22 protein-coding genes and 1 tRNA gene are annotated in these 22,419 nt (G+C 71.6%); 13 read left to right on the forward strand and 10 right to left on the reverse strand.

The genetic code is table 11. The features are described from left to right. The first annotated feature begins 142 nt into the window (after positions 1 to 142). On the forward strand, positions 143 to 826 hold the full coding sequence (locus WJM95_RS13415) for a MerR family transcriptional regulator (protein ID WP_339135539.1): 684 nt from the start codon (positions 143 to 145) through the stop codon (positions 824 to 826). Here the strand turns inward: WJM95_RS13415 and WJM95_RS13420 are convergent. Beyond that, positions 814 to 1,617, reverse strand: a complete 804-nt coding sequence (locus WJM95_RS13420; protein WP_339129879.1) for an exodeoxyribonuclease III — start codon at positions 1,615 to 1,617, stop codon at positions 814 to 816. The two genes, WJM95_RS13415 and WJM95_RS13420, sit on opposite strands and share 13 nt — an antisense overlap. Before the next feature lie 116 nt (positions 1,618 to 1,733). Here WJM95_RS13420 and WJM95_RS13425 point away from each other — a divergent pair, with 116 nt between their 5' ends. Together WJM95_RS13425 and WJM95_RS13430 are read left to right on the forward strand one after the other, a co-directional pair. Further along, positions 1,734 to 2,210 (forward strand): GNAT family N-acetyltransferase, encoded by a 477-nt coding sequence (locus tag WJM95_RS13425; protein ID WP_339129880.1) that lies wholly within the window; start codon positions 1,734 to 1,736, stop codon positions 2,208 to 2,210. A gap of 61 nt (positions 2,211 to 2,271) precedes the next feature. Continuing rightward, positions 2,272 to 2,808, forward strand: coding sequence for a hypothetical protein (locus tag WJM95_RS13430; RefSeq protein WP_339129881.1), 537 nt, complete (start codon positions 2,272 to 2,274; stop codon positions 2,806 to 2,808). 107 nt (positions 2,809 to 2,915) lie between these two features. Here WJM95_RS13430 and WJM95_RS13435 read toward each other — a convergent pair. The 7 genes from WJM95_RS13435 to galU all read right to left on the reverse strand — a co-directional run bounded on the left by WJM95_RS13435 (position 2,916) and on the right by galU (position 8,678). Next, positions 2,916 to 2,989: transfer RNA gene (locus tag WJM95_RS13435), tRNA-Ala, on the reverse strand. Positions 2,990 to 3,086: 97 nt separating this feature from the next. Beyond that, positions 3,087 to 4,361 carry a gephyrin-like molybdotransferase receptor GlpR gene (gene glpR / locus WJM95_RS13440; protein WP_339129883.1) on the reverse strand — a complete coding sequence of 425 codons (1,275 nt, stop codon included), beginning with the start codon at positions 4,359 to 4,361 and terminating at the stop codon, positions 3,087 to 3,089. A 173-nt stretch (positions 4,362 to 4,534) separates the two neighbouring features. Next, the gene (locus WJM95_RS13445) at positions 4,535 to 5,209 is read right to left on the reverse strand and encodes a GNAT family protein (RefSeq protein ID WP_339129884.1); all 675 of its coding nucleotides are present in this window, start codon (positions 5,207 to 5,209) and stop codon (positions 4,535 to 4,537) included. A gap of 26 nt (positions 5,210 to 5,235) precedes the next feature. Next, positions 5,236 to 5,775 carry a MogA/MoaB family molybdenum cofactor biosynthesis protein gene (locus WJM95_RS13450; RefSeq protein ID WP_339129885.1) on the reverse strand — a complete coding sequence of 180 codons (540 nt, stop codon included), beginning with the start codon at positions 5,773 to 5,775 and terminating at the stop codon, positions 5,236 to 5,238. Beyond that, positions 5,772 to 6,284: a cyclic pyranopterin monophosphate synthase MoaC gene (gene moaC, locus WJM95_RS13455; RefSeq protein ID WP_339129886.1), complete on the reverse strand. Its 513-nt coding sequence runs from the start codon at positions 6,282 to 6,284 to the stop codon at positions 5,772 to 5,774. The genes WJM95_RS13450 and moaC overlap by 4 nt, the downstream gene beginning before the upstream one ends. A 163-nt stretch (positions 6,285 to 6,447) precedes the next feature. Continuing rightward, positions 6,448 to 7,770 carry a gephyrin-like molybdotransferase Glp gene (gene glp, locus WJM95_RS13460; protein ID WP_339129887.1) on the reverse strand — a complete coding sequence of 441 codons (1,323 nt, stop codon included), beginning with the start codon at positions 7,768 to 7,770 and terminating at the stop codon, positions 6,448 to 6,450. 5 nt (positions 7,771 to 7,775) lie between these two features. Then, the gene (gene galU, locus WJM95_RS13465; protein WP_339129888.1) at positions 7,776 to 8,678 is read right to left on the reverse strand and encodes a UTP--glucose-1-phosphate uridylyltransferase GalU; all 903 of its coding nucleotides are present in this window, start codon (positions 8,676 to 8,678) and stop codon (positions 7,776 to 7,778) included. 133 nt (positions 8,679 to 8,811) lie between these two features. Between galU and WJM95_RS13470 the strand changes: the two genes are divergently transcribed. Further along, entirely contained in the window at positions 8,812 to 9,387 is a 576-nt protein-coding gene (locus WJM95_RS13470; protein WP_339129889.1) for a 5-formyltetrahydrofolate cyclo-ligase, read from the forward strand. Positions 9,388 to 9,498: 111 nt separating this feature from the next. Here the strand turns inward: WJM95_RS13470 and WJM95_RS13475 are convergent, their stop codons facing one another. Beyond that, positions 9,499 to 12,258, reverse strand: a complete 2,760-nt coding sequence (locus tag WJM95_RS13475; protein WP_339129890.1) for a penicillin acylase family protein — start codon at positions 12,256 to 12,258, stop codon at positions 9,499 to 9,501. A gap of 199 nt (positions 12,259 to 12,457) precedes the next feature. Between WJM95_RS13475 and WJM95_RS13480 the strand changes: the two genes are divergently transcribed. The 6 genes from WJM95_RS13480 to mscL all read left to right on the forward strand — a co-directional run bounded on the left by WJM95_RS13480 (position 12,458) and on the right by mscL (position 18,637). Beyond that, a complete protein-coding gene (locus tag WJM95_RS13480; protein ID WP_339129891.1) occupies positions 12,458 to 14,044 on the forward strand; it encodes a potassium/proton antiporter in 1,587 nt (528 codons plus the stop codon). 295 nt (positions 14,045 to 14,339) lie between these two features. Beyond that, complete coding sequence (locus WJM95_RS13485) at positions 14,340 to 15,602, forward strand: MFS transporter (RefSeq protein WP_339129892.1); 1,263 nt, start codon at positions 14,340 to 14,342, stop codon at positions 15,600 to 15,602. A gap of 68 nt (positions 15,603 to 15,670) precedes the next feature. Next, the gene (locus tag WJM95_RS13490; RefSeq protein ID WP_339129894.1) at positions 15,671 to 16,000 is read left to right on the forward strand and encodes an FmdB family zinc ribbon protein; all 330 of its coding nucleotides are present in this window, start codon (positions 15,671 to 15,673) and stop codon (positions 15,998 to 16,000) included. A gap of 336 nt (positions 16,001 to 16,336) precedes the next feature. Next, complete coding sequence (locus WJM95_RS13495) at positions 16,337 to 17,218, forward strand: S-methyl-5'-thioadenosine phosphorylase (protein ID WP_339129895.1); 882 nt, start codon at positions 16,337 to 16,339, stop codon at positions 17,216 to 17,218. A 282-nt stretch (positions 17,219 to 17,500) separates the two neighbouring features. Beyond that, positions 17,501 to 18,052 carry a hypothetical protein gene (locus tag WJM95_RS13500; RefSeq protein ID WP_339135541.1) on the forward strand — a complete coding sequence of 184 codons (552 nt, stop codon included), beginning with the start codon at positions 17,501 to 17,503 and terminating at the stop codon, positions 18,050 to 18,052. Between the two features lie 114 nt (positions 18,053 to 18,166). Further along, positions 18,167 to 18,637, forward strand: coding sequence for a large conductance mechanosensitive channel protein MscL (gene mscL, locus WJM95_RS13505; RefSeq protein WP_339129896.1), 471 nt, complete (start codon positions 18,167 to 18,169; stop codon positions 18,635 to 18,637). 97 nt (positions 18,638 to 18,734) lie between these two features. On the opposite strand, the gene WJM95_RS13510 is transcribed toward mscL, so the two are convergent. Then, positions 18,735 to 18,917: a hypothetical protein gene (locus WJM95_RS13510; protein ID WP_339129897.1), complete on the reverse strand. Its 183-nt coding sequence runs from the start codon at positions 18,915 to 18,917 to the stop codon at positions 18,735 to 18,737. Between the two features lie 88 nt (positions 18,918 to 19,005). On the opposite strand from WJM95_RS13510, the gene WJM95_RS13515 reads away from it, so the two are divergent. The 3 genes from WJM95_RS13515 to WJM95_RS13525 all read left to right on the forward strand — a co-directional run bounded on the left by WJM95_RS13515 (position 19,006) and on the right by WJM95_RS13525 (position 22,346). After that, positions 19,006 to 20,241: a low temperature requirement protein A gene (locus WJM95_RS13515; RefSeq protein ID WP_339129898.1), complete on the forward strand. Its 1,236-nt coding sequence runs from the start codon at positions 19,006 to 19,008 to the stop codon at positions 20,239 to 20,241. A gap of 42 nt (positions 20,242 to 20,283) precedes the next feature. Continuing rightward, the gene (locus WJM95_RS13520) at positions 20,284 to 21,327 is read left to right on the forward strand and encodes a P1 family peptidase (RefSeq protein WP_339129899.1); all 1,044 of its coding nucleotides are present in this window, start codon (positions 20,284 to 20,286) and stop codon (positions 21,325 to 21,327) included. A 269-nt stretch (positions 21,328 to 21,596) separates the two neighbouring features. Further along, entirely contained in the window at positions 21,597 to 22,346 is a 750-nt protein-coding gene (locus WJM95_RS13525) for a DUF6227 family protein (protein WP_339129901.1), read from the forward strand. Positions 22,347 to 22,419 lie beyond the last annotated feature (73 nt).

Genomic DNA, 22,419 nt, shown 5'->3' on the forward strand with positions numbered 1-22,419 from the left:
ATGGGTAGGGGTCGCGACCGGGAAAGTTACCGGGGGTACGACGTAGGGTGCGGACGTGGCCGAGGGATCAGGAAAGCGCGGCGCGGAGACGCGCGAAGGGAACGCGGAGACGTCGAACTCCGGCGGCCGTCGCGAGTACCGCATGGAGGAACTGGCCGAGGAGGCCGGGATCACCGTGCGCACCCTGCGCTTCTACCGGGAACGCAAACTCATACCCCCGCCCCGGCGCGAGGGCCGTATCGCCTGGTACGACGACACCCATCTGGCCCGGCTGCGCACCATCTCGGCGCTGCTGGAGCGCGGCCACACCCTGAACGGCATCGCGGAACTCGCCGAGGCCTTCGACCACGGCCGCGACGTCGGCGAACTGCTCGGCCTCGGCGAGCCCACCGAGGAGACCCCGGTCCGCCTCTCCCCCGAGGAACTGGCCGACGTCTTCGCGGGCCAGGCGACCGGCGAGAACCTCGCGGCCGCGCTCGACCTCGGCTATCTCGGCACGGACGGCGGCGAGATCGTGCACGTCAGCCGCCGTCTGCTCGACGTCTCGGCCGCCCTGGTCCGCGAGGGCATCCCCCTGGCCGACGTCCTGACGGCGGCCCGCCGCGTACGCGAGCACACCGAGGCCCTGGCCGAACTCTTCACCACCCTGGTCCTCACCGAGGACCGCACCCCCGACGACCTCCAACGTCTGCGCCCCCTGGCGAAGAGCGTGGTCGAAGCGGAACTGTCGATGGCGATGGACCGCCGCCTGCGCAAGCACCGCGACCCGCGCGGGGGCCGGGACATCCGGCCCGAGGGACGCGACGAGGCCGCTCAGAGCTCGTAGACCACCGTGACCGGCGCGTGGTCGGACCAGCGCTCCTCATGGGTCGCCGCGCGCTCGACGAAGCCCTTCACCGCCTTGCCGGCGAGTCCGGGCGTGCCGACCTGAAGGTCGATTCTCCAACCTGAATCGTTGTCGAAGGCCCGCCCCCGGTACGACCACCACGTGTACGGGCCCTCCGTGTCCGGGTGCAGGGCTCGTACGACGTCGACGTAGCCGCCGTCCCCGGTGTCGAGGACGCGGCCGAGCCAGTCCCGTTCCTCGGGCAGGAAGCCGGAGTTCTTCCGGTTGGCGCGCCAGTTCTTGAGGTCGGCCTCCTGGTGGGCGATGTTCCAGTCGCCGCAGACGACGACCTCGCGTCCGTCGGCGGCGGCCCGCTCCCTCAGCCCCTTGAGATGGGTGAGGAACTCGTCCATGAACCGGACCTTCTCGTCCTGCCGCTCCGTGCCGACCTCGCCCGAGGGCAGGTACAGGCTCGCGACGGTGACACCGGGCAGGTCCGCCTCGACGTACCGCCCGGAGGAGTCGAACTCCTCGGACCCGAAGCCGATCCGGACGCTGTCGGGCTCCCGGCGTGTGTAAAGGGACACACCCGCGCGGCCCTTGGCGGCGGCGGGGGCGTGCACGACGTGCCACCCCTCGGGTGCTCGCACCTCCTCCGGGAGCTGCCCGGGCTCCGCCCGCACCTCCTGGAGGCACAGGACGTCCGCGGAGGTCTCCGCGAGCCACTCCACGAAACCCTTCTTCGCGGCGGCGCGGAGCCCGTTCACATTCACAGAGGTCACAGTCAGCACCCGGGCACGATACTTAATCCGTCCGGCCGTCCAGAAGTCGATCTCCATCGGCGCGGCCGGCCGCGGACCTCGTCCGCCCGCCCATTCCGCTGTCGCATAGATGTACGGTATTACGCATGAATTTCCGCCCGGTCGCCTTCGACCATCCCGACGCCGTGAAACTCAATGATCAGGTTCAGGCCGAATACGCCGAGCGTTACGGCGACGGCGGCGACGCCACGCACCTGGACGCGCGGATGTTCGCGCCGCCGCTCGGTCTCTATCTGATCGCGTACGACGAGCGGGACCGCCCGGTGGCCACGGGTGGTTGGCGCACGCAGGAAGAGAACGACGAGGGCTACTCGGACGGAGACGCCGAGCTCAAGCGCATGTACGTGGTCCCCGAGGCCCGCGGTCTCGGCCTCGCGCGGCGCATGCTGGCCGCGCTGGAGGACGACGCCCGCGCGGCCGGCCGTACCCGCATGGTCCTGGAGACGGGCTCCAAGCAGCCCGAGGCGGTGGCCCTCTACGCGTCCAGCGGCTACGAACCGTGCCCGAAATTCGGCTACTACCGCTTCCACGAACTGAGCCTCTGCTACGCCAAGGCCCTCTAGTCACCGGGGCGGTGTCCATCCGGCACGGCCCCGGCAGACCGAGCACCCGGAGGCCGAACCGATGTCCACGACCCGAACCCTTTCCTCCGCATGGACCGGAACGACGGCGGTGGCCGGGCTGGCCGCCGCCGCGCTGGCCCTGACCGGCTGCACGGCCGGCGCAAGCGGCTCCGCGCCGGCCACCGCGTCCGCGCCGTCGGTCCACAGATCGCCGTCGGCCGCGGCGCCCCCCGCGAAGGAGTCGCCCGCCTCCGACCGCACCCGGACCCTGCCCGGCGACTCGGTCACCAGGGCTCCGGACCTGCCCGGCCACAAGGTCGTCGCGCGGGCCGTGAACGTCCACGGCGGCGAGGAGCTGGACGTACCGGGGGGAGTCGGGCCCGGATCACTGTCGATCGCCGTGAACTGCGTGGGCCGGGGAACGCTGAAGGTCTCCTTGGACCAGCCCGCCATGAGCTTCCCGGTCACCTGCACCGCCGGAAAGGTCACCGGCGTCCTCAACACCCTGGACCGGCCGCACGGCGCCGCCCACGCCCACGCGACGGTGACCGTGACGGCCACGTCCGGCGTCCGCTGGTCCATCGCCGTCGCGCGCTGACCGAGGGACCGCCAGTCCCGGGGCCACCGGCGGGAGTTGCCGCTTCCGGCCCCCGGACATGGCAAGAGGCCCGCTCCCACTGATGGGAACGGGCCTCTTTGCTGCGGTGGACCTGTGGGGATTTGAACCCCAGACCCCCTCGATGCGAACGAGGTGCGCTACCAGACTGCGCCACAGGCCCTTGCAACGAGTGAAACTCTAGCATCCCGATCGAGGTGCTCGGTAATCCCTTCCTGCCTGGTCAGCCGGACAGCCCCGAACCCCTGACGCCCCACCCGTCACTCGTTGGCCGCGCGCGGCCGTTCGCCGTCCTCGTACTGGTCGAACAGCGGCGTCCGGCCCCGCTCGCGGGCTCGCCGTGCCGAGGCCGCGCGCCTGGCGTCGCTGCGCGGATCGTCCGCAGCCCCGGCGCCGTCGGGGTCCTCGGCGAGGTCCTGGCCGGCCGGCTCCGCCTCGTGCGCGCTCGGCTCGGCCGCGCTGGAACGCGCGGAGCTCCACGCGTCCGGGGCGCCCAGATCCACGCTGGACGTCGCCCGGGGCGCGACCGGCGCGGTCACATAGGTCGGCAGGGGAACCGGCACCGGGTCCCAGCTGTCCCCCTGCGCGGGCCCGCACTGGCGCTCGCGCTGCTGGTCGACCCACTCGGCGTGGTCGGTCTGCTCGACGAGGGCGCGCCGGTCGGCGGCCAGCGCGAGCAGGCCGGGGTCGGTGTCGGGGACCGCGCCCTCCTCCGGTTCGTCCGCGACGGGGTCGACGGACGGCCGTCGGCGGGGCTGGCGCTCCCGGAGCCGCTGCGCGGCGGCCTCGGCCCGGCGGCGGTCCATGGTGTAGGTGAAGCGCCGCCGCTCCTGGACCCGCAGATGCACGATGTACGAGCTCAGCATCAAGGCCGGCACCGCGGGCGCCCACAGGAGCGTGAGCCCGCCCACCGCCGCCACGATCGCGCCGAGGGTGAAGGCGAGGAACAGCAGGACCGTGGTGCGCCGACGGCGCGCGAGGACCTTGGTGCGCCGGGCCCGCGCCGCGGCCTCCGCCGAAACCGCCCGGCGCGCGCCGGGCGTGGACGGCGCGGCCTGCTGGGGCGCGGACTTGGCCGGAGGTCTCGGGGCGGAAGTGCCCGCCTGGTGCGGTACGGAGGACCGGGCGCCGCCCGAGGTCTCGTACCCGCCGCTCTCCTTGCCGGCCGGGCGTGCGCCCGGCTCCGGTTCCCCCTGGGCCGGTTCCGGCACCTGCACCCGTTCCTGTGCGTGGGAACGGTGCCGGTCCGTCGCCTGGGGCCGGTTCGGGGATACGGCGAAGGCCCGGACGTCCACCGAATCGGTGACGCCGTCCGGGTCGGCGCTGGGCTCCTCCTCCTCGGCGGAGCGTGCGCGCAGGTCCTTGGCGTATCGACGCTCCATGCCCGCCCGTCCGGACAGCAGCCGGATGGCGGTGCTGAAGCGTTCCGTCGGACGGGCTTCGTTCAGCTCGTCCTGCCTACGGAGCCACATCGGCACCAAGTAGGCGGCCCAGGCCCCGACAATGACTGCGTAGATGAGGCCGCTGCTGCTCACGCCTCACACGGTAGAGGGGTTTGTGTGAGGCCATCTGCCAATTGAGCCGGTGTGTCGCACGATCCGGCTGATATTTCGACCTTTTTTTGTGACCGATGCGATCAGCAGGCCACCGCGAGCGCGAATTTAATGCCGTGACGCGATCGCCCGCCGATCATTTTCGAACACCTATTTCATTTTCCGGCGCTACCGGGCTTGCCCCGGTTCTGCCGGCCGGCCCCTTCGGGACCCACCTGATCCGATCCCGCCTGATCCGGGCGGCCCTGCGCCGAGCGCCTGCGCTGCCAGCGCGCGAGCAGCCCCTCGGGGACTTCCTCCGCGGTGAGCGCGAACACGAGATGGTCCCGCCAGGCACCGTCGATGTGGAGATAGCGCGGGCGCAGGCCCTCTTCCCGGAATCCGAGTTTCTCCACGACCCTGCGGCTCGGCCCGTTCTCGGGGCGAATACAGACTTCGATGCGGTGCAGTCCGACCGTGCGGAAGCAGTGGTCGCTCACGAGCGCCACGGCCGTCGGCATCACGCCGCGGCCCGCCACCGACTGGTCCACCCAGTAGCCGATGTGCCCGGAGCACATCGAACCCCAGGTGATCCCGGCCACGGTGAGCTGACCGACGAGCCGGCCCTGGTACTCGATCACGAAGGGCAGCATCCTGCCCGCGTTGGCCTCGGCCCGCAGATGGCGGACCATCTGCCGGTACGTCGGCCGGTGCGCGATCGGACCGCTGGGCGTGGGGGGCGGGATGGTCGCCTCCCAGGGCCGCAGCCAGTCACGGTTGCGCCGGTTCACCTCGCGCCAGGCCCGCTGGTCGCGCAGCCTTATCGGCCGGAGGACGACATCGCCGTCCACCAGCTCGACCGGCCAGGACGGGCTGTTCAGCTCGCACCCCCGGTGCCGTCGGGTCTCTGGTGGTCGCCGCCGCGGATCTGGTCGACGGCGTGGGTCAGGAGGGGTTCGAGAACGGCGAGGCCGTCCCTGACCCCGCCGGTGGAACCCGGCAGGTTGACGATCAGCGTCCCCGCGGCGACTCCGGCGAGTCCTCGCGAGAGCGCCGCGGTGGGGACCTTGTCCCTGCCGAACGCCCTGATGGCCTCGGGGATTCCGGGGATCTCGCGGTCGAGCACGCGCAGGGTCGCCTCGGGGGTGCGGTCGGTGGGTGAGATCCCCGTGCCGCCGGTGGTGACGATGAGGTCGTAGCCCGCCTCGATCCCGGCGCGCAGTGCCTCCTCCACGGGGTCCCCGTCCGGCACGACCCACGGTCCGTCGACCGCGAAGCCGGATTCCGCGAGGCCCGCGGCGACCAGAGGGCCGCCCCTGTCCTCGTAGACACCGGAGGCCGCCCGGTTCGAGGCCGTGACGACGAGCGCGCTGTAGTCCGCCGGGAGAGCCGCGCCGAGGTCGGTGCCGCCGCTCATGTCCGGCTCCAGTCGCCCGATTTCCCGCCCGTCTTCTCTTCCACCCGTACGTCCGTGATGACCGCTCCCTTGTCGACGGCCTTGACCATGTCGATCACGGTGAGGGCCGCCACGCTGACCGCGGTGAGGGCTTCCATCTCGACGCCCGTGCGGTCGGTCGTCTTCACGGTGGCGAGGATCTCGACGGCGTCGTCCGCGACCGACAGGTCAATCCTGACACCGGACACCGACAACGGGTGGCACAGCGGGATCAGGTCCGGGGTGCGCTTGGCCCCCATGATCCCGGCGATGCGGGCGGTGGCGAGGGCGTCGCCCTTGGGGACCCCTTCGCCGCGCAGCAGCTCCACGACACGCGGCGAGACCAGGACCCGGCCGCTCGCGCGCGCGGTGCGGGCGGTCACGTCCTTGCCCGACACGTCGACCATGCGGGCGGCGCCGGCCTCGTCGATGTGCGTCAGCCGGTTCTGCACGGGCGGTCCGGAGGTCTCCCCCCGGGGCGGAACAGTCATGTGCGTGGGCGCTCCCGGTCAGGGCCCGTCGCGGTGCGGCGCGTGGGCCTGGTGTGCGCGACACGTTACCGCCCGCCCGTCCGCCACTACGCCGCCCTCAGGGGCTGTGCGCTCCCGGCGTGACCTGGACGCCCCGCGGCGGGCGCCGGGCCGGCCCGCCCGCTCAGCCGAGGAGCACCACCTCGACCTCGGCGCCGGGCTCGACCGAGGTGTCCTGCTCGGGGACGACGATCAGCGCGTCGGCGTGCGCGAGGGCGGCGACCAGGTGGGATCCGGCGCCGCCGACGGGCCTCACGGCGCCGTCCGCGTACGTCCCGCGCAGGAACTGGCGTCGGCCCTTGGGCGAGGTCAGCGCCTTGTCGGCGGAGAGCTTCGCCCTGACGGTGGGCCGGTGGACGTCCGTCAGTCCCATCAGGGTGCGGATGGCGGGGCGCACGAAGAGCTCGAAGGAGACGTACGAGGAGACGGGGTTGCCGGGGAGCGCGAGCAGCGGTGTGTGGTCGGGGCCGATGGAGCCGAAGCCCTGGGGCTTGCCGGGCTGCATGGCGAGGGTGCGGAAGTCGATGCCGCCGCCCTCCTCGTCCTCGTCGGCGACCGACGACAGTGCTTCCTTGACGACGTCGTAGGCGCCGACGCTCACACCGCCGGTCGTCACCACGAGGTCCGCGCGGACGAGCTGGTCCTCGATGGTCGAGCGGAGGGTCTCGGCGTCGTCGGCGACGGCGCCGACGCGGTAGGCGATGGCTCCCGCGTCCCGGGCGGCCGCGCACAGGGCGAAGCTGTTGGAGTCGTAGATCTGGCCGGTGCCCAACTCCTCGTCGGGCTGGACGAGTTCGCTGCCGGTGGACAGGACGACCACGCGCGGGCGCGGGCGCACCCGCACGGTGCCCCGGCCGATCGCGGCGAGCAGGCCGATCTGCGGCGGGCCGAGGACGGTCCCGGCTTCGAGGGCGCGGTCGCCCGCCTTCACGTCGCTGCCCCTGGCGCGTACGTGCGCGCGTGCCTCGGCGGAGCGGTGCACGTGGACCTGTCCGTAGGAGCCCTCGGGCGACGCGCTGTGCGCGCGCATCCCGGAGACCGGGCCCTCGCCGAGTCCTCCGTCCGTCCACTCGACGGGGACGACGGCCTCGGCGCCGGGCGGCAGCGGGGCACCGGTCATGATGCGGGCGGCCTGGCCGGGCCCCACGTAGGGCTGTTCGGCCTGGCCGGCCGCGACGTCGCCGACGACGGTCAGGACCGCCGGGAACTCCTCGCTCGCGCCCGCCACATCCGCGACCCGGACCGCGTACCCGTCCATCGAGCTGTTGTCGAACGGCGGCAGGGAGACCGGCACCGTGACGTCCTCGAGCAGGACGCAGCCCTGGGCGTCGAGGAGTTGGAGCTCGATGGGTTCGAGGGGGCGGACGGTGGTGAGGATGTCCTCCAGGTGGTCGTCCACCGACCAGAGGTGATCCTGGCCGGTGGTGCGGGTCGCGGCGCTGCTCAAAGTCCCTACATCTCCTCGGCTACGTAACTGCGAAGCCAGGTCCGGAAGTCCGGGCCCAGGTCTTCACGTTCGCATGCGAGTCTGACAATGGCACGCAGGTAGTCGCCGCGGTCGCCGGTGTCATAGCGGCGGCCCTTGAAGACGACGCCGTGCACGGGGCCGCCGACCTTCTCGTCCGTGGCGAGCTGCTGGAGTGCGTCGGTGAGCTGGATCTCTCCTCCGCGGCCCGGCTCGGTCTTGCGCAGTATGTCGAAGATGTGCGGGTCGAGGACGTAACGCCCGATGACGGCGTAACTGCTCGGCGCGTCCGCCGTGTCCGGCTTCTCGACCAGACCGGTCACCTTGACCAGGTCGCCCTCGCCGGTGGGTTCGACGGCGGCGCATCCGTAGAGGTGGATCTGCTCGGGCGCGACCTCCATGAGCGCGATGACGCTGCCGCCGTGCTGCTCCTGGACCTCGACCATGCGGGCCAGCAGGGGGTCGCGGGGGTCGATCAGGTCGTCGCCGAGCAGGACCGCGAAGGGTTCGCGGCCGACGTGCGGGGCAGCGCACAGGACGGCGTGACCGAGGCCCTTGGGGTCGCCCTGGCGGACGTAGTGCATGGTGGCGAGGTCGCTGGACTCCTGGACCTTGGCGAGCCGGCTCGCGTCGCCCTTCTTCTGGAGGGCGGACTCGAGCTCGTAGTTGCGGTCGAAGTGGTCTTCGAGGGGGCGCTTGTTGCGGCCTGTGATCATCAGGACGTCGTCGAGACCCGCTGACACGGCCTCTTCGACCACGTACTGGATCGCCGGCTTGTCGACGACCGGCAGCATCTCCTTGGGAGTGGCCTTGGTGGCCGGCAGGAACCGGGTGCCGAGGCCTGCCGCGGGAATGACAGCCTTGGTGATCCTGGGGTGCGACTCAGTCATGTCCGCAACCATAACCGGTGGCTATGTGCAGAATCTGTGGCTCCGGACAATTCACAGTCATATGAGCGGATTAAGAGAACTACAGGAGCCACCTGTGCCGAACACCGGACCTGAACCGGAGCCTGACAAGCGAATGTTGCGACGGGGATTCCTGTCGGTGAGAAACGGGTTGACGGCCGGTGACGTGCGGGAGACCGCCGCCGCGCTGGCCGCCCGCGCCCTGGAGCTGCCCGAACTGGCGCGGGCCCGCACGGTGGCGGCGTACGTGTCCGTGGGGAGCGAACCGGGAACGCTCGCGCTCCTCGACGCGCTCCACGCGCGCGGGGTACGCGTCCTGCTTCCGGTCCTGCTTCCCGACAACGACCTGGACTGGGGCGCGTACACCGGTCCCGACTCCCTCGTGGAGGTCCGGCACGGCGGAAGAATGGCCCTCCTGGAGCCCGCGGGCGAGCGGCTGGGGCCGGAGGCCGTCCAGGAGGCCGACGCCGTTCTGCTGCCCGGCCTGGCCGTCGACGCCCGCGGGATGCGGCTCGGGCGCGGAGGCGGCTCGTACGACCGCGTACTGGCCCGTCTGGAGCGCTCGGGCGCCGATCCGGCGCTCGTGGTGCTCCTGTACGGCAGCGAGGTGGTGGACCGGGTCCCGGCCGAGGCCCACGACCGGCCCGTCCACGCGGCGGTGACCCCCTCCGGAGTGCGCCGCTTCCGCTGACGCGCGGCGGACGCGAGGTGGCGCTCCCCACGGACGCGACGTGGCCCTCCACGCGTGCGTGGAGGGCCACTTCTTGCGTCAGACACCTGTTCCGGCGCGACCGCCGGGGCTTCAGGGCTTCAGGACCAGAGTGTCGCTCGTCTTCTTGTCGACGGCCTTCTTGCTGAAGGCCCAGGGCAGGAGCTCCCCCTTGGCCCACAGCTCCGTCTGGTCCGTGTAGTGCGCGCTGTAGGCGTGCCCCGAGGCGCCCGAGAGGTTGATCCACTTGGACTTGTCGAGGTCCCCGAGGTTGACGACCATCCGCATCGAGGGGACCCAGACCACCCCGTAGCCGCCCGCCGCGTTCCAGCCGGTCGCGTTGACCGTCGCCTCGCCGCCGCTGAGGTTCCAGGGGCCGCGGTTGAGCATGTACTGGAGGAAGCCGGGGCCCTCGGTGCCGAGCGTCTGGTTCTTCAGGAACAGGCGGTGCAGCCGGCCCCAGTTCCAGGTGTCGATGTCCTTGCCGAGCTTGGCGGTCAGCTCCCAGCGCGCGTCCGTCATGGCCCGGGCGAACAGCTTGTCCCGGCTGGTGGACGCGTCCTCGGTGCGCGTCCTGGGCAGCTTCCACCAGTCGTTGTGCTCGTCGTCGATGATCTGGCGGATCACCTCGAACCAGCGGTCGCCGCCGTCCGGCTGCGCCTGGTCGGGCTCGCGCTCGCCGCACTCGCGCACCGTCTGGCCCTCGTCCGCGGGACCGGTGGTGTCGACGCGCTCGACCCACAGGCACTGGCCCTTGACCCGCAGCTCCTTGGGCAGCTTGTTGCCGAAGGCGAGCTTGAGGATGTTGCGCCAGGTGGCGTTGAAGTAGGCGGCGGCCGCGGAGTCGGCGTCCTGGGTGTAGTCCCAGCCCTCCAGGAGCTTCTGCGCGTCGCGGACGTCCTTGTCGGCCACGTCGATCTTGAGCAGCCTGGGCACGAGCAGCTTGGCGATCTCACTGCTGTTGTCCAGCTGCATCTGGCGCATGTCGTCGGTCGAGATCTTGGCGCCGCCCTTGGTCTTCGCCTCGATCAGATCGGTGATGCGCTGGCTGCGGGTGCCGTAGCCCCAGTCCGTCGTGAGCGTGTACGGGTACTTGCCGGGGTCGACCACCGCCTGGTTCGCGGTCACGATGTAGCCGCGCTTGGGGTTGTACTCGTACGGCAGCGCGGACTGCTTGATGTAGCCGGTCCAGCGGTACTTGGAGTCCCAGCCGGGCGAGGGCAGCGAGCCGTCGTCGCCCTTCGCGCGGGTGGGGATCCTGCCGGGCAGCGTGTAGCCGATGTTGCCGCTCGCGCCGGCGCCGTCGGCGTAGATCAGGTTCTGGGAGGGCACCTGGAAGGAGGCGGCGGCCTTGCGGAACTCGGACCAGTTCGACGCCTTGTCCATCGCGAAGACGGCGTCCATGGTGTTGCCCGGGTCCAGCGCGGTCCAGCGCAGGGCTATCGCGTAGCCGTCACCGCGGTCGGGCGCCCCGGCGTCGACCGTGGCCTTCTTGCCGACCTGGACGAGCTCGTCGTCGCGGTCGGAGAGCAGCGGCATTCCGTCCTGGGTCTGCCGGACGACGATCGTCTTGGCGGACCCGCCCGCGACCTTGATCGTCTCCTTACGGGTGGTGAAGGGCAGCACCTTGCCGTCGTACTCGTAGCCCTCGCCGGTGATCTTCTCCAGGTAGAGGTCGGTGACGTCGACCCCGGAGTTGGTCATGCCCCAGGCCATGTCGGCGTTGTGGCCGATGACCACGCCGGGCATGCCCGCGAAGGTGTATCCGGTGACGTCGTACTGGCACTTGGCGGAGATCGCGGTGCAGTGCAGGCCCATCTGGTACCAGACGGAGGGAAGCGACGCCGACAGGTGCGGGTCGTTGGCCAGCAGCGGCTTGCCGGTGATGGTGTGGCTTCCGGCGACGACCCAGGAGTTGGAGCCGATGCCGTTGCCGTTCACGCCGACGGCGGTGGGCAGGCCGTCGAGGACCTTGTAGAGCCCCGAGAGCTGGCTCTGGAACCCGGTGGGCGCCGCGGTGTTGCCCGCGAGCCCGGTGCCGGCCGTGGTCGTCGAGGCGGAGCCGGTCGAGGAGTAGGTCCCGGTGACGCTGTCGTACGCGCCCTCGCGGACGATCGTCTTGTTCCGGCTGTACGGGTACTCCGGGTACAGGTCCGCGATCTGCTTCGGGCCGAGCCGGCTCGTCATCAGGGAGCGGTCGATCTCCTCCTGCATGTTGCCGCGCAGGTCCCAGGCCATCGCCTTGAGCCACGACACCGAGTCGACCGGGGTCCACTGGGTCGGCTTGTAGTCGTTGGTGAAGCCGAGCGCGGCGTACTCCAGGGAGACGTCCTTGCCGCTCTTGCCCTTGAGGTAGGCGTTGACACCCTCGGAGTAGGCCTGGAGGTACTTCTTCGTGGAGGCCGACAGCTTGGTGTCGTACTCCTTCTTCGCGATCCGGCCCCAGGCCAGCGTGCGCAGGAACTCGTCGTTCTTGACCTGGCCCGAGCCGAACATCTCGGACAGCCGGCCCGAGGTCATGTGACGGCGCACGTCCATCTCGTAGAACCGGTCCTGCGCCTGGACGAAGCCCTGGGCCATGAACAGGTCCGCGTCGGACGAGGCGTAGATCTGGGGGATCCCGTTGCCGTCGCGCTGCACGGTCACGGGCCCCGACAGGCCGTCGAGCCGGATGGAGCCCTTCGTCTGCGGGAAGGAGGCGCGCACCGTGCTGACGCTCCAGTACGCGCCGAAGGCGATGCCTCCGATGATGGCGAGAACCAGGACAATCAAGAACAGTCGGGCTTTGCGCCCCTTCTTCCTGCCGGACTTGCCGGGCTGCTGGCCGGAAGAGGCGGTGGTGTTGGGGGGCATCGCTGTCCTTGCTGTCCTAACGCGAGCGGCAGGCGGTCACGGAGTGCTGGGGCAACCATAGGCGCAGGGCCAACCGCGCCTTGACGCGGAGTGGGAAACCGGGAAGCACGGCCGTTCGATCTTGCCCCCGGGAACGTCAAGAAAGCGTCAAGAGTTAGGTAAGGTAACGAAGTACTTGCACTGAAGTGGCCGGCTTCCGGTGCTGGGATCCGTACGCCGCCCCCGGCGGACCGGATCGGCGAGAAAGGAACAGCCCCTGACTGTCCACCACCTCAACCAGCTCCTGCTCGTGTGCTCGCTCGTCCTGCTCTTCGCGGTCGCGGCGGTCCGGATCTCCTCGCGCAGCGGGCTTCCCACGCTGCTCGTCTACCTGGGCATCGGCGTCGCGATCGGCCAGGACGGGATCGGCGACGTCCACTTCAGCAATGCCGAGCTCACCCAGGTCATCGGGTACGCGGCCCTGGTCGTGATCCTGGCCGAGGGCGGCCTCGGCACGAAGTGGAGGGAGATCAGACCCGCCCTGCCGGCGGCCTCCGCGCTGGCGACGGTGGGTGTGGCGGTGAGCGTGGGTGTCACGGCCGCGGCCGCGCACCTCCTGATCGGTCTCGAATGGCGCCAGGCGCTCATCGTCGGGGCGGTCGTCTCGTCGACGGACGCGGCGGCGGTCTTCTCGGTGCTGCGCAAGATCCCCCTGCCCTCGCGCGTGACGGGCATCCTGGAGGCCGAGTCGGGCTTCAACGACGCCCCGGTGGTCATCCTGGTCGTCGCGTTCTCCACGGCCGGCCCGGTGGAGCACTGGTACACGCTGATCGGCGAGATAGCGCTGGAGCTGACCATCGGCGCCGCCATAGGTCTCGCGGTCGGCTGGCTGGGCGCGTACGGACTGCGGCACGTGGCACTGCCCGCCTCCGGCCTGTACCCCATCGCCGTCATGGCGATCGCCGTCTCGGCCTACGCCGCCGGCGCGCTCGCCCACGGCAGCGGCTTCCTCGCCGTCTACCTCGCCTCCATGGTGCTCGGAAACGCGAAGCTGCCCCACTGGCCCGCCACCCGCGGCTTCGCCGAGGGGCTCGGCTGGATCGCCCAGATCGGCATGTTCGTGCTGCTCGGCCTGCTGGTCACCCCGCACGAGATGGGCGACGACATCGTCCCGGCCCTGCTCATCGGCCTGGTGCTGACGATGGTGGCGCGGCCGCTGAGCGTGGTCGCGAGCCTGCTGCCGTTCCGCATCCCGTGGCAGGAGCAGGTGCTGCTGTCCTGGGCGGGGCTGCGCGGCGCCGTGCCCATCATCCTGGCGACGATCCCGATGGTGAGCGGCATCGAGGAGAGCAGGCGGATCTTCAACATCGTCTTCGTCCTGGTCGTCGTCTACACCCTCATCCAGGGGCCGACCCTGCCGTGGCTGGCCCGCAAGCTCCGTCTCGGGGAGTCCACCGGCGCCGCCGACCTCGGCATCGAGTCGGCGCCCCTGGAGCGGCTGCGCGGCCATCTGCTGTCCGTCGCGATCCCCAAGGGGTCCCGGATGCACGGCGTCGAGGTGGGCGAGCTGCGGCTGCCTCCGGGCGCGGCCGTCACGCTCGTCGTCCGCGAGGCGAAGTCCTTCGTGCCCGCGCCGACGACGGTGCTGCGGCTCGGCGACGAACTGCTGGTCGTGGCGACGGACCCGGTCCGCGACGCGACCGAGCGGCGGCTTCGCGCGGTGGGCCAGGGCGGCAAGCTCGCCGACTGGCTGGGCGTCGGTGACGGCGGGGCGGAACACCGGACACAGCACCGAACAGGGCTGTGACCGGGCCGGGACGTTCTTACACGACTTCGAACACGAACGCGGGAGAATGGGGCGCATTCACAGGCGTGCGACCGCGGCGTGCTCTTTTTCACAGGCCCGGCTCCGGGCCCACCCGCTGTACGATGAACGCACACCTTGATCGAACCAACTCTGCCTGACGCAGAGCTGGCGCGACCGTATGGCGGCCGTGACGTCCTTCCGCAGGGGCGCCGGTATCTACCGCAGATCCGCGCAAGAGGACAGCTCTCGGCGCCCCCGCACGGGCGCGCTACCAGGCGGCAGAAAGGCACGGGCCGTGGCATCCACGGTCACCTCCCGCCCGGGATACGGACAGCTGCTGCGCACCCGCGGCGCCTGGACGTTCCTGCTCCCCGGCTTCGCCGCCCGTCAGCCGTTCGCCATGCTGACGATCTCCATCGTGCTGCTCGTGCAGCACACCACCGGCTCCTACGGTGCCGCCGGCGCGGTCGCGGCCGTCACCGGTGTCTCCATGGCGCTGTTCGCGCCCTTCACCGGGCGTCTGGCCGACCGGCACGGACAGCGCGCCGTCCTGCTGCCCGGTGTCCTCGTGCACGCCGCGGCCGGCTTCTCCCTGACGGCGCTCGCGCTGGCGGGTGCCCCCTTGTGGGTGCTCTTCGTCGCCGCCGTGCCGACGGGCGCCTCCGTGCCGCAGATCAGCCCCATGGTGCGGGCACGCTGGGGCGTCAAGCTCCAGGACTCGCCCCTGATGCCGACCGCGGCCGCGTTCGAGTCGGTCACGGACGAGCTGACGTTCGTCTTCGGCCCCCTGCTCGCCACGGCGCTGTGCACGGCCGTCGCCCCCGCCGCGGGCCTGCTGACCGAGGCGTCGCTGACCCTGGTCGGCGGTCTGCTGTTCGCCGCGCAGAAGAGCACGCAGCCCGCGGTCGCCGCCGCCGGGCACGCGCGCGTGGAGCACGGTTCCGCTCTGCGGATCCCCGGGGTACGCGTTCTGATCATGACCTTCCTGGGCATCGGCTCCGTCTTCGGCGGCATGCAGGTCTCGCTGGCCGCGTACAGCCAGTCGATCGGCGAGCCCGGCCTGAACGGTGTCCTGTACGGCGTCTTCGCGGCGGGCAACATGCTCTCGGGCATCGTCTGCGGCGCCGTCGCCTGGAAGGTGGCCCCGCAGCGACGCCTGGTCCTCGGGTACGCCGCCCTCGCGGTGGCCGCCTCCGGGCTGTGGGCCGCGAACTCGGTGGTCGTGCTCGCCGGCCTCGGTCTGGTGGTCGGCATGTGCATCGCTCCGAGCCTGATCACCGGCTACACACTGGTCGAGAGCCTCGTTCCGCGGGGCGCCCGCACCGAGGCCTTCACCTGGCTCACCGGCGCCGTCGCGCTCGGCCAGGCGGCGGCCGTCACGGTGGCGGGACAGCTGGAGGACAGGCTGTGGGGCGGCGCGGGCTTCCTGGTCCCGATGGCCGGTACCGCACTGGCTCTGGCGACCCTCGTGACCCTGCGGTCGCGTCTCGCCCCAGGGGCCCCGAGCCGTGCCGTCGCGCGTGGCGTCGGTCACCGCGTGCCGGTGACAGTGGACTGATCTCGCGGAATACGTCAGTATGGACCGTCGTTAGCACTCACTGAGTGAGAGTGCCAGGAGGAAGACAAGTGCCGACCTACCAGTACCAGTGCACCGAGTGCGGCGAGGGCCTCGAGGCGGTGCAGAAGTTCACCGATGACGCCCTGACGGAATGCCCGAATTGCAACGGCCGCCTGAAGAAGGTGTTCTCGGCCGTCGGCATTGTCTTCAAGGGCTCCGGCTTCTACCGCAACGACAGCCGCGGCTCCTCGTCGAGCAGCTCGCCGGCGTCGAAGCCGTCGACATCCACGTCCGCGTCCTCGACCTCGGACACCAAGTCCTCGTCGTCGACGTCCGGCTCGTCGTCCTCGGGCGCGAAGTCGTCGGGCACCGGCTCCGCCGGCAGCTCCGCCGCGTAAGGACTCCCCGGTCCGCCGGGGTCCCCGGCCCGCCGTGGCCACCAGGCCTCGCCGCAGGGCTTCGCTGTAAGGCCTCGCCATACGGCGGCAACGCCTCACAGGGCTCGTTCCACGGGACCCCGCCGTCGTACGCGACGACGGGGTCTTCGGCGTCCGTCCGTCACGGGGGCCTCGGCCGGGTCGGTCACCGTCCCTTCGCCCATCGACTCCGGTCACGGCGGCTTCGGGCCCACCGGGCGCGGCTGCCTCGGGCCCCCTGGGCGCGGCTGCCTCGGGCCCACCGGGCGCGGCCGCCTCGGGCCTCCCCCGATCGGGGCAGCCCGTAGGGTGCCGTTCATGGCGAACACGGAGAACCCACAGACCCCGGCCGCCGGCGAGCAGCCGGCTGCCTCGGCCGAGATCGGCGTCATCGGCGGCTCGGGCTTCTACTCCTTCCTCGACGACGTGACCGAGCTGCGGGTGGACACCCCTTACGGCCCGCCCAGCGACTCCCTCTTCCTCGGCGAGATCGCCGGCCGGCGGGTCGCCTTCCTGCCGCGCCACGGCCGCGGCCACCATCTGCCGCCGCACCGGATCAACTACCGGGCCAACCTGTGGGCGCTGCGCTCCGTCGGCGCCCGCCAGATCCTCGGCCCCTGCGCCGTGGGCGGACTGCGCCCCGAGTACGGGCCCGGGACCCTGCTCGTTCCCGACCAGTTCGTGGACCGTACGAAGGCCCGCTCGCAGTCCTACTTCGACGGGCTGCCGCTGCCCGACGGCACGGTGCCGAACGTGGTGCACGTGTCGCTGGCCGACCCGTACTGCCCCGTGGGCCGCAAGGTCGCCCTGGAGGCCGCGCGGGGACGCGGCTGGGAGCCGGTGGACGGCGGCACGCTCGTGGTCATAGAGGGTCCGCGGTTCTCCACCCGGGCCGAATCGCTCTGGCACCAGGCGCAGGGCTGGTCGGTGGTCGGCATGACCGGACACCCCGAGGCCGCGCTCGCCCGCGAACTGGAGCTCTGCTACACGTCGTTGACACTGGTCACCGACCTCGACGCGGGCGCCGAGACCGGTGAGGGCGTCTCGCACGACGAGGTGCTGAAGGTGTTCGCCGCGAACGTGGACCGGCTGCGGGGCGTGCTCTTCGACGCGGTCGCGGCGCTGCCCGCGAACGGATCGCGGGACTGCCTGTGCACGAAGGCGCTGGGCGGGATGGATCCGGGCTTCACGCTGCCCTGACCCGGGCTCGGGCAAGAGGGCACCGGCTGCCCATGAGCGGGCACGGGCGGGCACGGGCGGGCACGGGCGGGCACCGGTCGACGCGAGCTGATGCGGGCGGGCGTGGGCGGCCGTGCGCGTGGGCGTGGGCGGGCGTGCGCGTGGGCGGGCGTGGGCGGAACTCCCCGTTCGGGTGAGGGAGTTGTCCACAGAACGCGGGTCGTCCACCGGCGCCCGCGGGCCGCGCCGCGAGAGCGCATCGTGGGATCGCAAGCCGGTCCCTCGTCGCAGGTGGTGGTCACCATGGCACAGCTCTCCCAGTACATCCGCCCGCCGGGCGCGGACACTCCTCCGACGTGCGAGGTGCCGCAGTTCGCGCCCGTCCGGGTCCGGGGCGGGCTCCATCGGCTGCGGCTCCTGACCCGGCACCGGAGGCGGACGGCCGCCGCCTGTCTGGCCATGACGGCCGCCGCGCTCGTGGCGGCCGGCCCGGGGGACGACGGGCGGGGGCGCGGGCATCCCGTGTCCACGCCGCCGTCGGCCTCCCGGTCCGCCCCAACCACCGCTTCCTCACGCGTACGTGGTCCGGGCGCGGTCGAGACGGTGCGGGCGCCGGTCCGGATCGCCGACGGCGCCACGGTGAGCCTGCTGCGTCCCGGCGACCGGGTCGACGTGGTGGCGGCGGACGCCGGCGGCGAGGTGCGGGTGGTCGCGGCCGGGGCGCGCGTCACCGGGGTCCCGGACGTCGGCGCCACCGGCACCGGAGCCCTGGTCGTCCTCTCCGTTCCCCGCGCGACGGCCGTGCGGCTGGCGGGCGCGGGCACGACGTCACGGCTGGCGGTGACCTTGCGATGAACGACGAAACCGTCTCAAGTCCCTCGCACGAGCCACCCAGTTCACCGGTCCGGGGAGGACCTGCCGTAGGTTGCGGAGCTGTTTGTTCCACAACCTGCGCGGAGGGGCCTCCTAGTGAGCGACAATCATCAGCCCGGTGTCTGGGAGGGCTTCAAGGCCTTCATCATGCGGGGCAACGTCATCGACCTCGCTGTCGCCGTGGTCATCGGCGCGGCCTTCACCAACATCGTCAACTCCGTGGTGAAGGGGATCATCAACCCGCTCATCGGCGCTGTCGGCACGAAGAACCTCGACAGCTACTACTCCTGCCTGGAGAGCCCCTGCACGGGCACCGGGGCGGACGCCAAGGGCATCCGCATCATGTGGGGCTCCGTGCTGGGCGCCTCGCTCCAGTTCCTGGTCACCGCCACCGTCGTGTACTTCCTGATGGTGCTCCCGATGTCCAAGTTCCTGGCCCGGCAGGCGGAGCGCCAGAAGGCGAAGGACGGCACGCGGGAGGTCATCGAGGTGACCGAGCTGGAGGTGCTGAAGGAGATCCGCAACGAACTGGTCGCCCAGCGCGGTCAGGGACACCGCCCGTACTGACGGCGGAGCCGGGTGCGCGGGCCCGCCAGCACGGTGGGCGCCGTCGCGCCGGGGCCGGAGGCCGGGATCCCGGGGGCGGGAACACCCCGGGCCGGGCTCAGATGTGGTGGGGCGGCTTCTCGTCGAGGAAGCGCTTGAGGTCGGCGGCGCTGTCACCGGTGCCGTCGGCCCGCTCGCCCCACCCGCGGTCCGTGTCGTCCGAGGACTGCTGGTTCAGCGGATCGTCGAAGACCAGGGCCGGCTTCGGATCGCGCGGTTCGGGGGCGGGGGCGGGACTCATGCCCCAAGGGTACGCCGCGGGGGCAGCGGCCCACCCGAGCCGGGCCGGGCACAAGATTTTCCGGGACTTTTCTGCTGTGCTTGGCCCCATGACCTCGCGTTCTGCTCCGGAATCCGCCGCGTCACCACGCTCCGCGGGCCACTGGCCGCTGCGCCGCATGACCGCCCGCGGCCGTGACGAGGAGCACCGGGTCGCGTCGCCGCTGGAGCTCCTGTTCGACCTGTGTTTCGTGGTGGCCATCGCCCAGGCGGGCGCCGAGCTGGTGCACGCCGTGGCGGAGGGGCACGCGGGCCAGGGCATCCTCGACTACGCGATGATCTTCTTCGCCATCTGGTGGGCGTGGATGAACTTCAGCTGGTTCGCCTCGGCCTACGACAACGACGACGTGCTCTACCGCGTGGTCACGCTGGTGCAGATCGCCGGCGTCCTGGTCCTCGCGGCCGGGGTGTCCAAGGCGTTCGAGAACCACGACTTCCTGGTCGTCTGGCTCGGCTACGTCATCATGCGGCTCGCGATGATCGCGCAGTGGCTGCGGGTGGCCCGGTCCACGGAGGGGACCGAGAGAACGGCGGCACTGCGGTACGCGGGTGGCGTCCTGCTGTGCCAGATCGGCTGGCTCGGCCTGCTGATCGCGCCCGGGGCGGGCCGCCCGTGGGTCTTCCTGGTGGTGGCCCTGGCCGAGCTGTGCGTCCCGCTGTACGCGGAGAAGGACTTCACCACGTCCTGGCATCCGCACCACATCGCCGAGCGGTACGGACTGTTCACGATCATCGTGCTGGGCGAGACGATCGCCGCGGCCACCGTCGCGGTGAAGTCGGCCGTGGACGAGCACGACGCCCTGGGCGAGCTGCTGCCCATCGCCGCGGGCGGCCTGCTGATCGTGTTCTCCGCATGGTGGATCTACTTCGTGGTGCCGATCCACGGCCATCTGCGCTCCAGCGGACAGGCCTTCCTGTGGGGATACGGCCACTATCTGATCTTCTCGTCGGCCGCCGCGATCGGGGCGGGACTCGAAGTCGCGGTGGAGCAGACGGTCGGCACCGCGCACATCTCGGCGCTCTCGGCGTCCGCCGCCGTGACCCTGCCGACCGCCCTGTTCTTCCTCGCCGTCTGGGTCCTGCACTCCCGCCATTTCAAGGTCGGCATCGCCCAGCAGGTCGTCCTGCCGGCCACCGCGCTGCTCGTCATCCTGTGCACCTTCCTGGGCGACTGGGCGGTCCTGACCGCGGGCATCGTCTCCGCGCTGTCGGTGGCGGCCGGGGTGCTGATGACGGCGCGGACGGCGGCAGGGGAGGCGGTGACCGGAGCGGCGGGAGGCGCGTAGAGAGAGGGGAGAGCGAGAGCTCGGCGGGGGAAGACTGGGCGCATGACAGTTGACGCTCTGACGGATGTCGCGGGTCTGCGGGTCGGGCACGCCACGCGCAGCGGGAACGGTTGGCTCACGGGGACGACGGTGGTGCTCGCTCCCGAGGGCGGGGTGATCGCCGCCGTGGACGTGCGCGGAGGCGGGCCCGGCACCAAGGAGACGGACGCGCTCGATCCGCGCAACCTCGTGCAGAAGATCGAGGCGGTGGTGCTGACGGGAGGCAGTGCCTACGGTCTGGACTCGGCGTCGGGCGTGATGACGTGGCTGGAGGAGCGCGGGCGCGGGGTGCGGGTGGGCCCGGACCCGACCCATGTCGTACCCGTCGTGCCCGCCGCCTGCGTCTTCGATCTCGGGCGCGGCGGCGACTTCCGGGCGCGGCCGAATGCTTCCACCGGGGCCGACGCGGTCCGGGCTGCCGACGCGAGCGGGTTGCGGGCGCCGGTGCTCCAGGGCTCCGTCGGCGCGGGCACGGGGGCGGTGGTCGGGCAGCTCAAGGGCGGGATCGGGACGGCCAGTGCCGTGCTGGAGTCAGGGGTGACGGTGGGCGCGCTGGTGGTGGCCAACGCGGTGGGCTCGGTGATGGAGCCGGAAACGGGGGCGCTGTACGGGGAGTTGACGCGAGGCCGTACGGCGATTCCGTCGGCCGCGGTGCGCGAGGCCGCCCGGCTGCGGCTCTCGGAGGCCGCCGCGAGGAACGCGCCGCCGCCGTTGAACACCACGCTCGCCGTCGTCGCCACCGACGCCGCCCTGACGCGTGCGCAGGCGCAGAAGCTCGCGGGCACGGCGCACGACGGGATCGCGCGGGCCGTGCGGCCGGTGCATCTGCTCAACGACGGGGACACGGTGTTCGCGCTGGCCACGGGTGACCGGCCGCTCGCCGCCGGCAACCCGCTCGCGCTCAACGAGATCCTCGCGGCGGGCGCGGACCTGGTGACCCGGGCGATCGTGCGCGCGGTACGCGCGGCGGAGCCGGTGGAGGGGGCGGGCGGGGCGTGGCCGTCGTACGAGGAGCTGTACGGGGAGGCGGGAGCGGGGAGGTCGTAGCGGGCGGGTCGTAGCGGCAGGGAACTGGTGCGGCAAGGGCGCCTTGCCGGACAATGGAAGCGACGGCCGGAACCTTTCGCGGGACGCGCGGACCGCCGGAAGTGCCGTGTGACGAGGGGCTTTTGACGTTCGCCCGAGCCGCGGGGGAACTCGTCGCGCGGCCCGCCCGTTTTCCGTCCGTACGTTTTCTCGGTTCGCGGACATGATGTCCGACCGAGGGGCTACGGTATGCACCCACAAGGTGACATGCAGCAACGCCGGGAGAAACCTTGAGCGTTCCGTACGAGACAGCAGCGTACGAACCACCCGAGTCGCCCGAGTCTCCGGAGGAGCATCTCGCACGACTTCTGGGCCGCGCCCTGAACTCGTTCGAGCTGCCCGACGAGGCGATACGGCGGCTCGACTGCGCGCTGGCGCACGACAGTTCGCTGCACTCCGCGCACCACAGCGCGGGGCTGCACCGGGAGACGTACCGGCACACCTGGCTGCTCGCCGACGGTTCCACCGTCACGCTGTGGGAGCTGGTGCACAACACGGCGACCGGTCGCGACGCCCAGCACGAGGTCTATGTGGACGAGGACGAGCTGCGTACCGCCACGGCCCGGCTCCCGCTGCCGCCGGACGCGCCGGACTTCGAACTGCCCGTCTTCGTGCAGCTGTCGTCGATCCCCGAGCCGCGTCACACCTATGTGCCCGACGACTCCGCCGATCACGCGCGCCGGCTTCTGCGGCGCGCGGAGAATCCGGACCGGCCGGACACCGATCTCACGTCTCTGCTGCTTCGGGAGGCGTTCGCGCACCAGATCACCCAGGCCTTCGGGCGTCCTTGCCGCGCGGGGCAGGCGGGCCTGTGCTTCTCGCTCTACGAGCACGCGTTCCTGCTGCGCGACGGGCAGGAGATCTCCCTGTGGGAGGTCGAGCACACGGCGACACCGGACCGGCGGCACATGTGCGAGGTGTACGCGTCCGAGGACGCGGCCCGGGACGCCATGGAGCGCCGGGCGGCGCGTCTGGGCTGAGACGGGAGGGGCCCGGCACCTGAGGTGCCGGGCCCCTCCCGTTCGGACCTCCGCGTCACACGGGTGACGGCGT

It is taken from the genome of Streptomyces sp. f51, assembly GCF_037940415.1.
Lineage (GTDB): Bacteria > Actinomycetota > Actinomycetes > Streptomycetales > Streptomycetaceae > Streptomyces.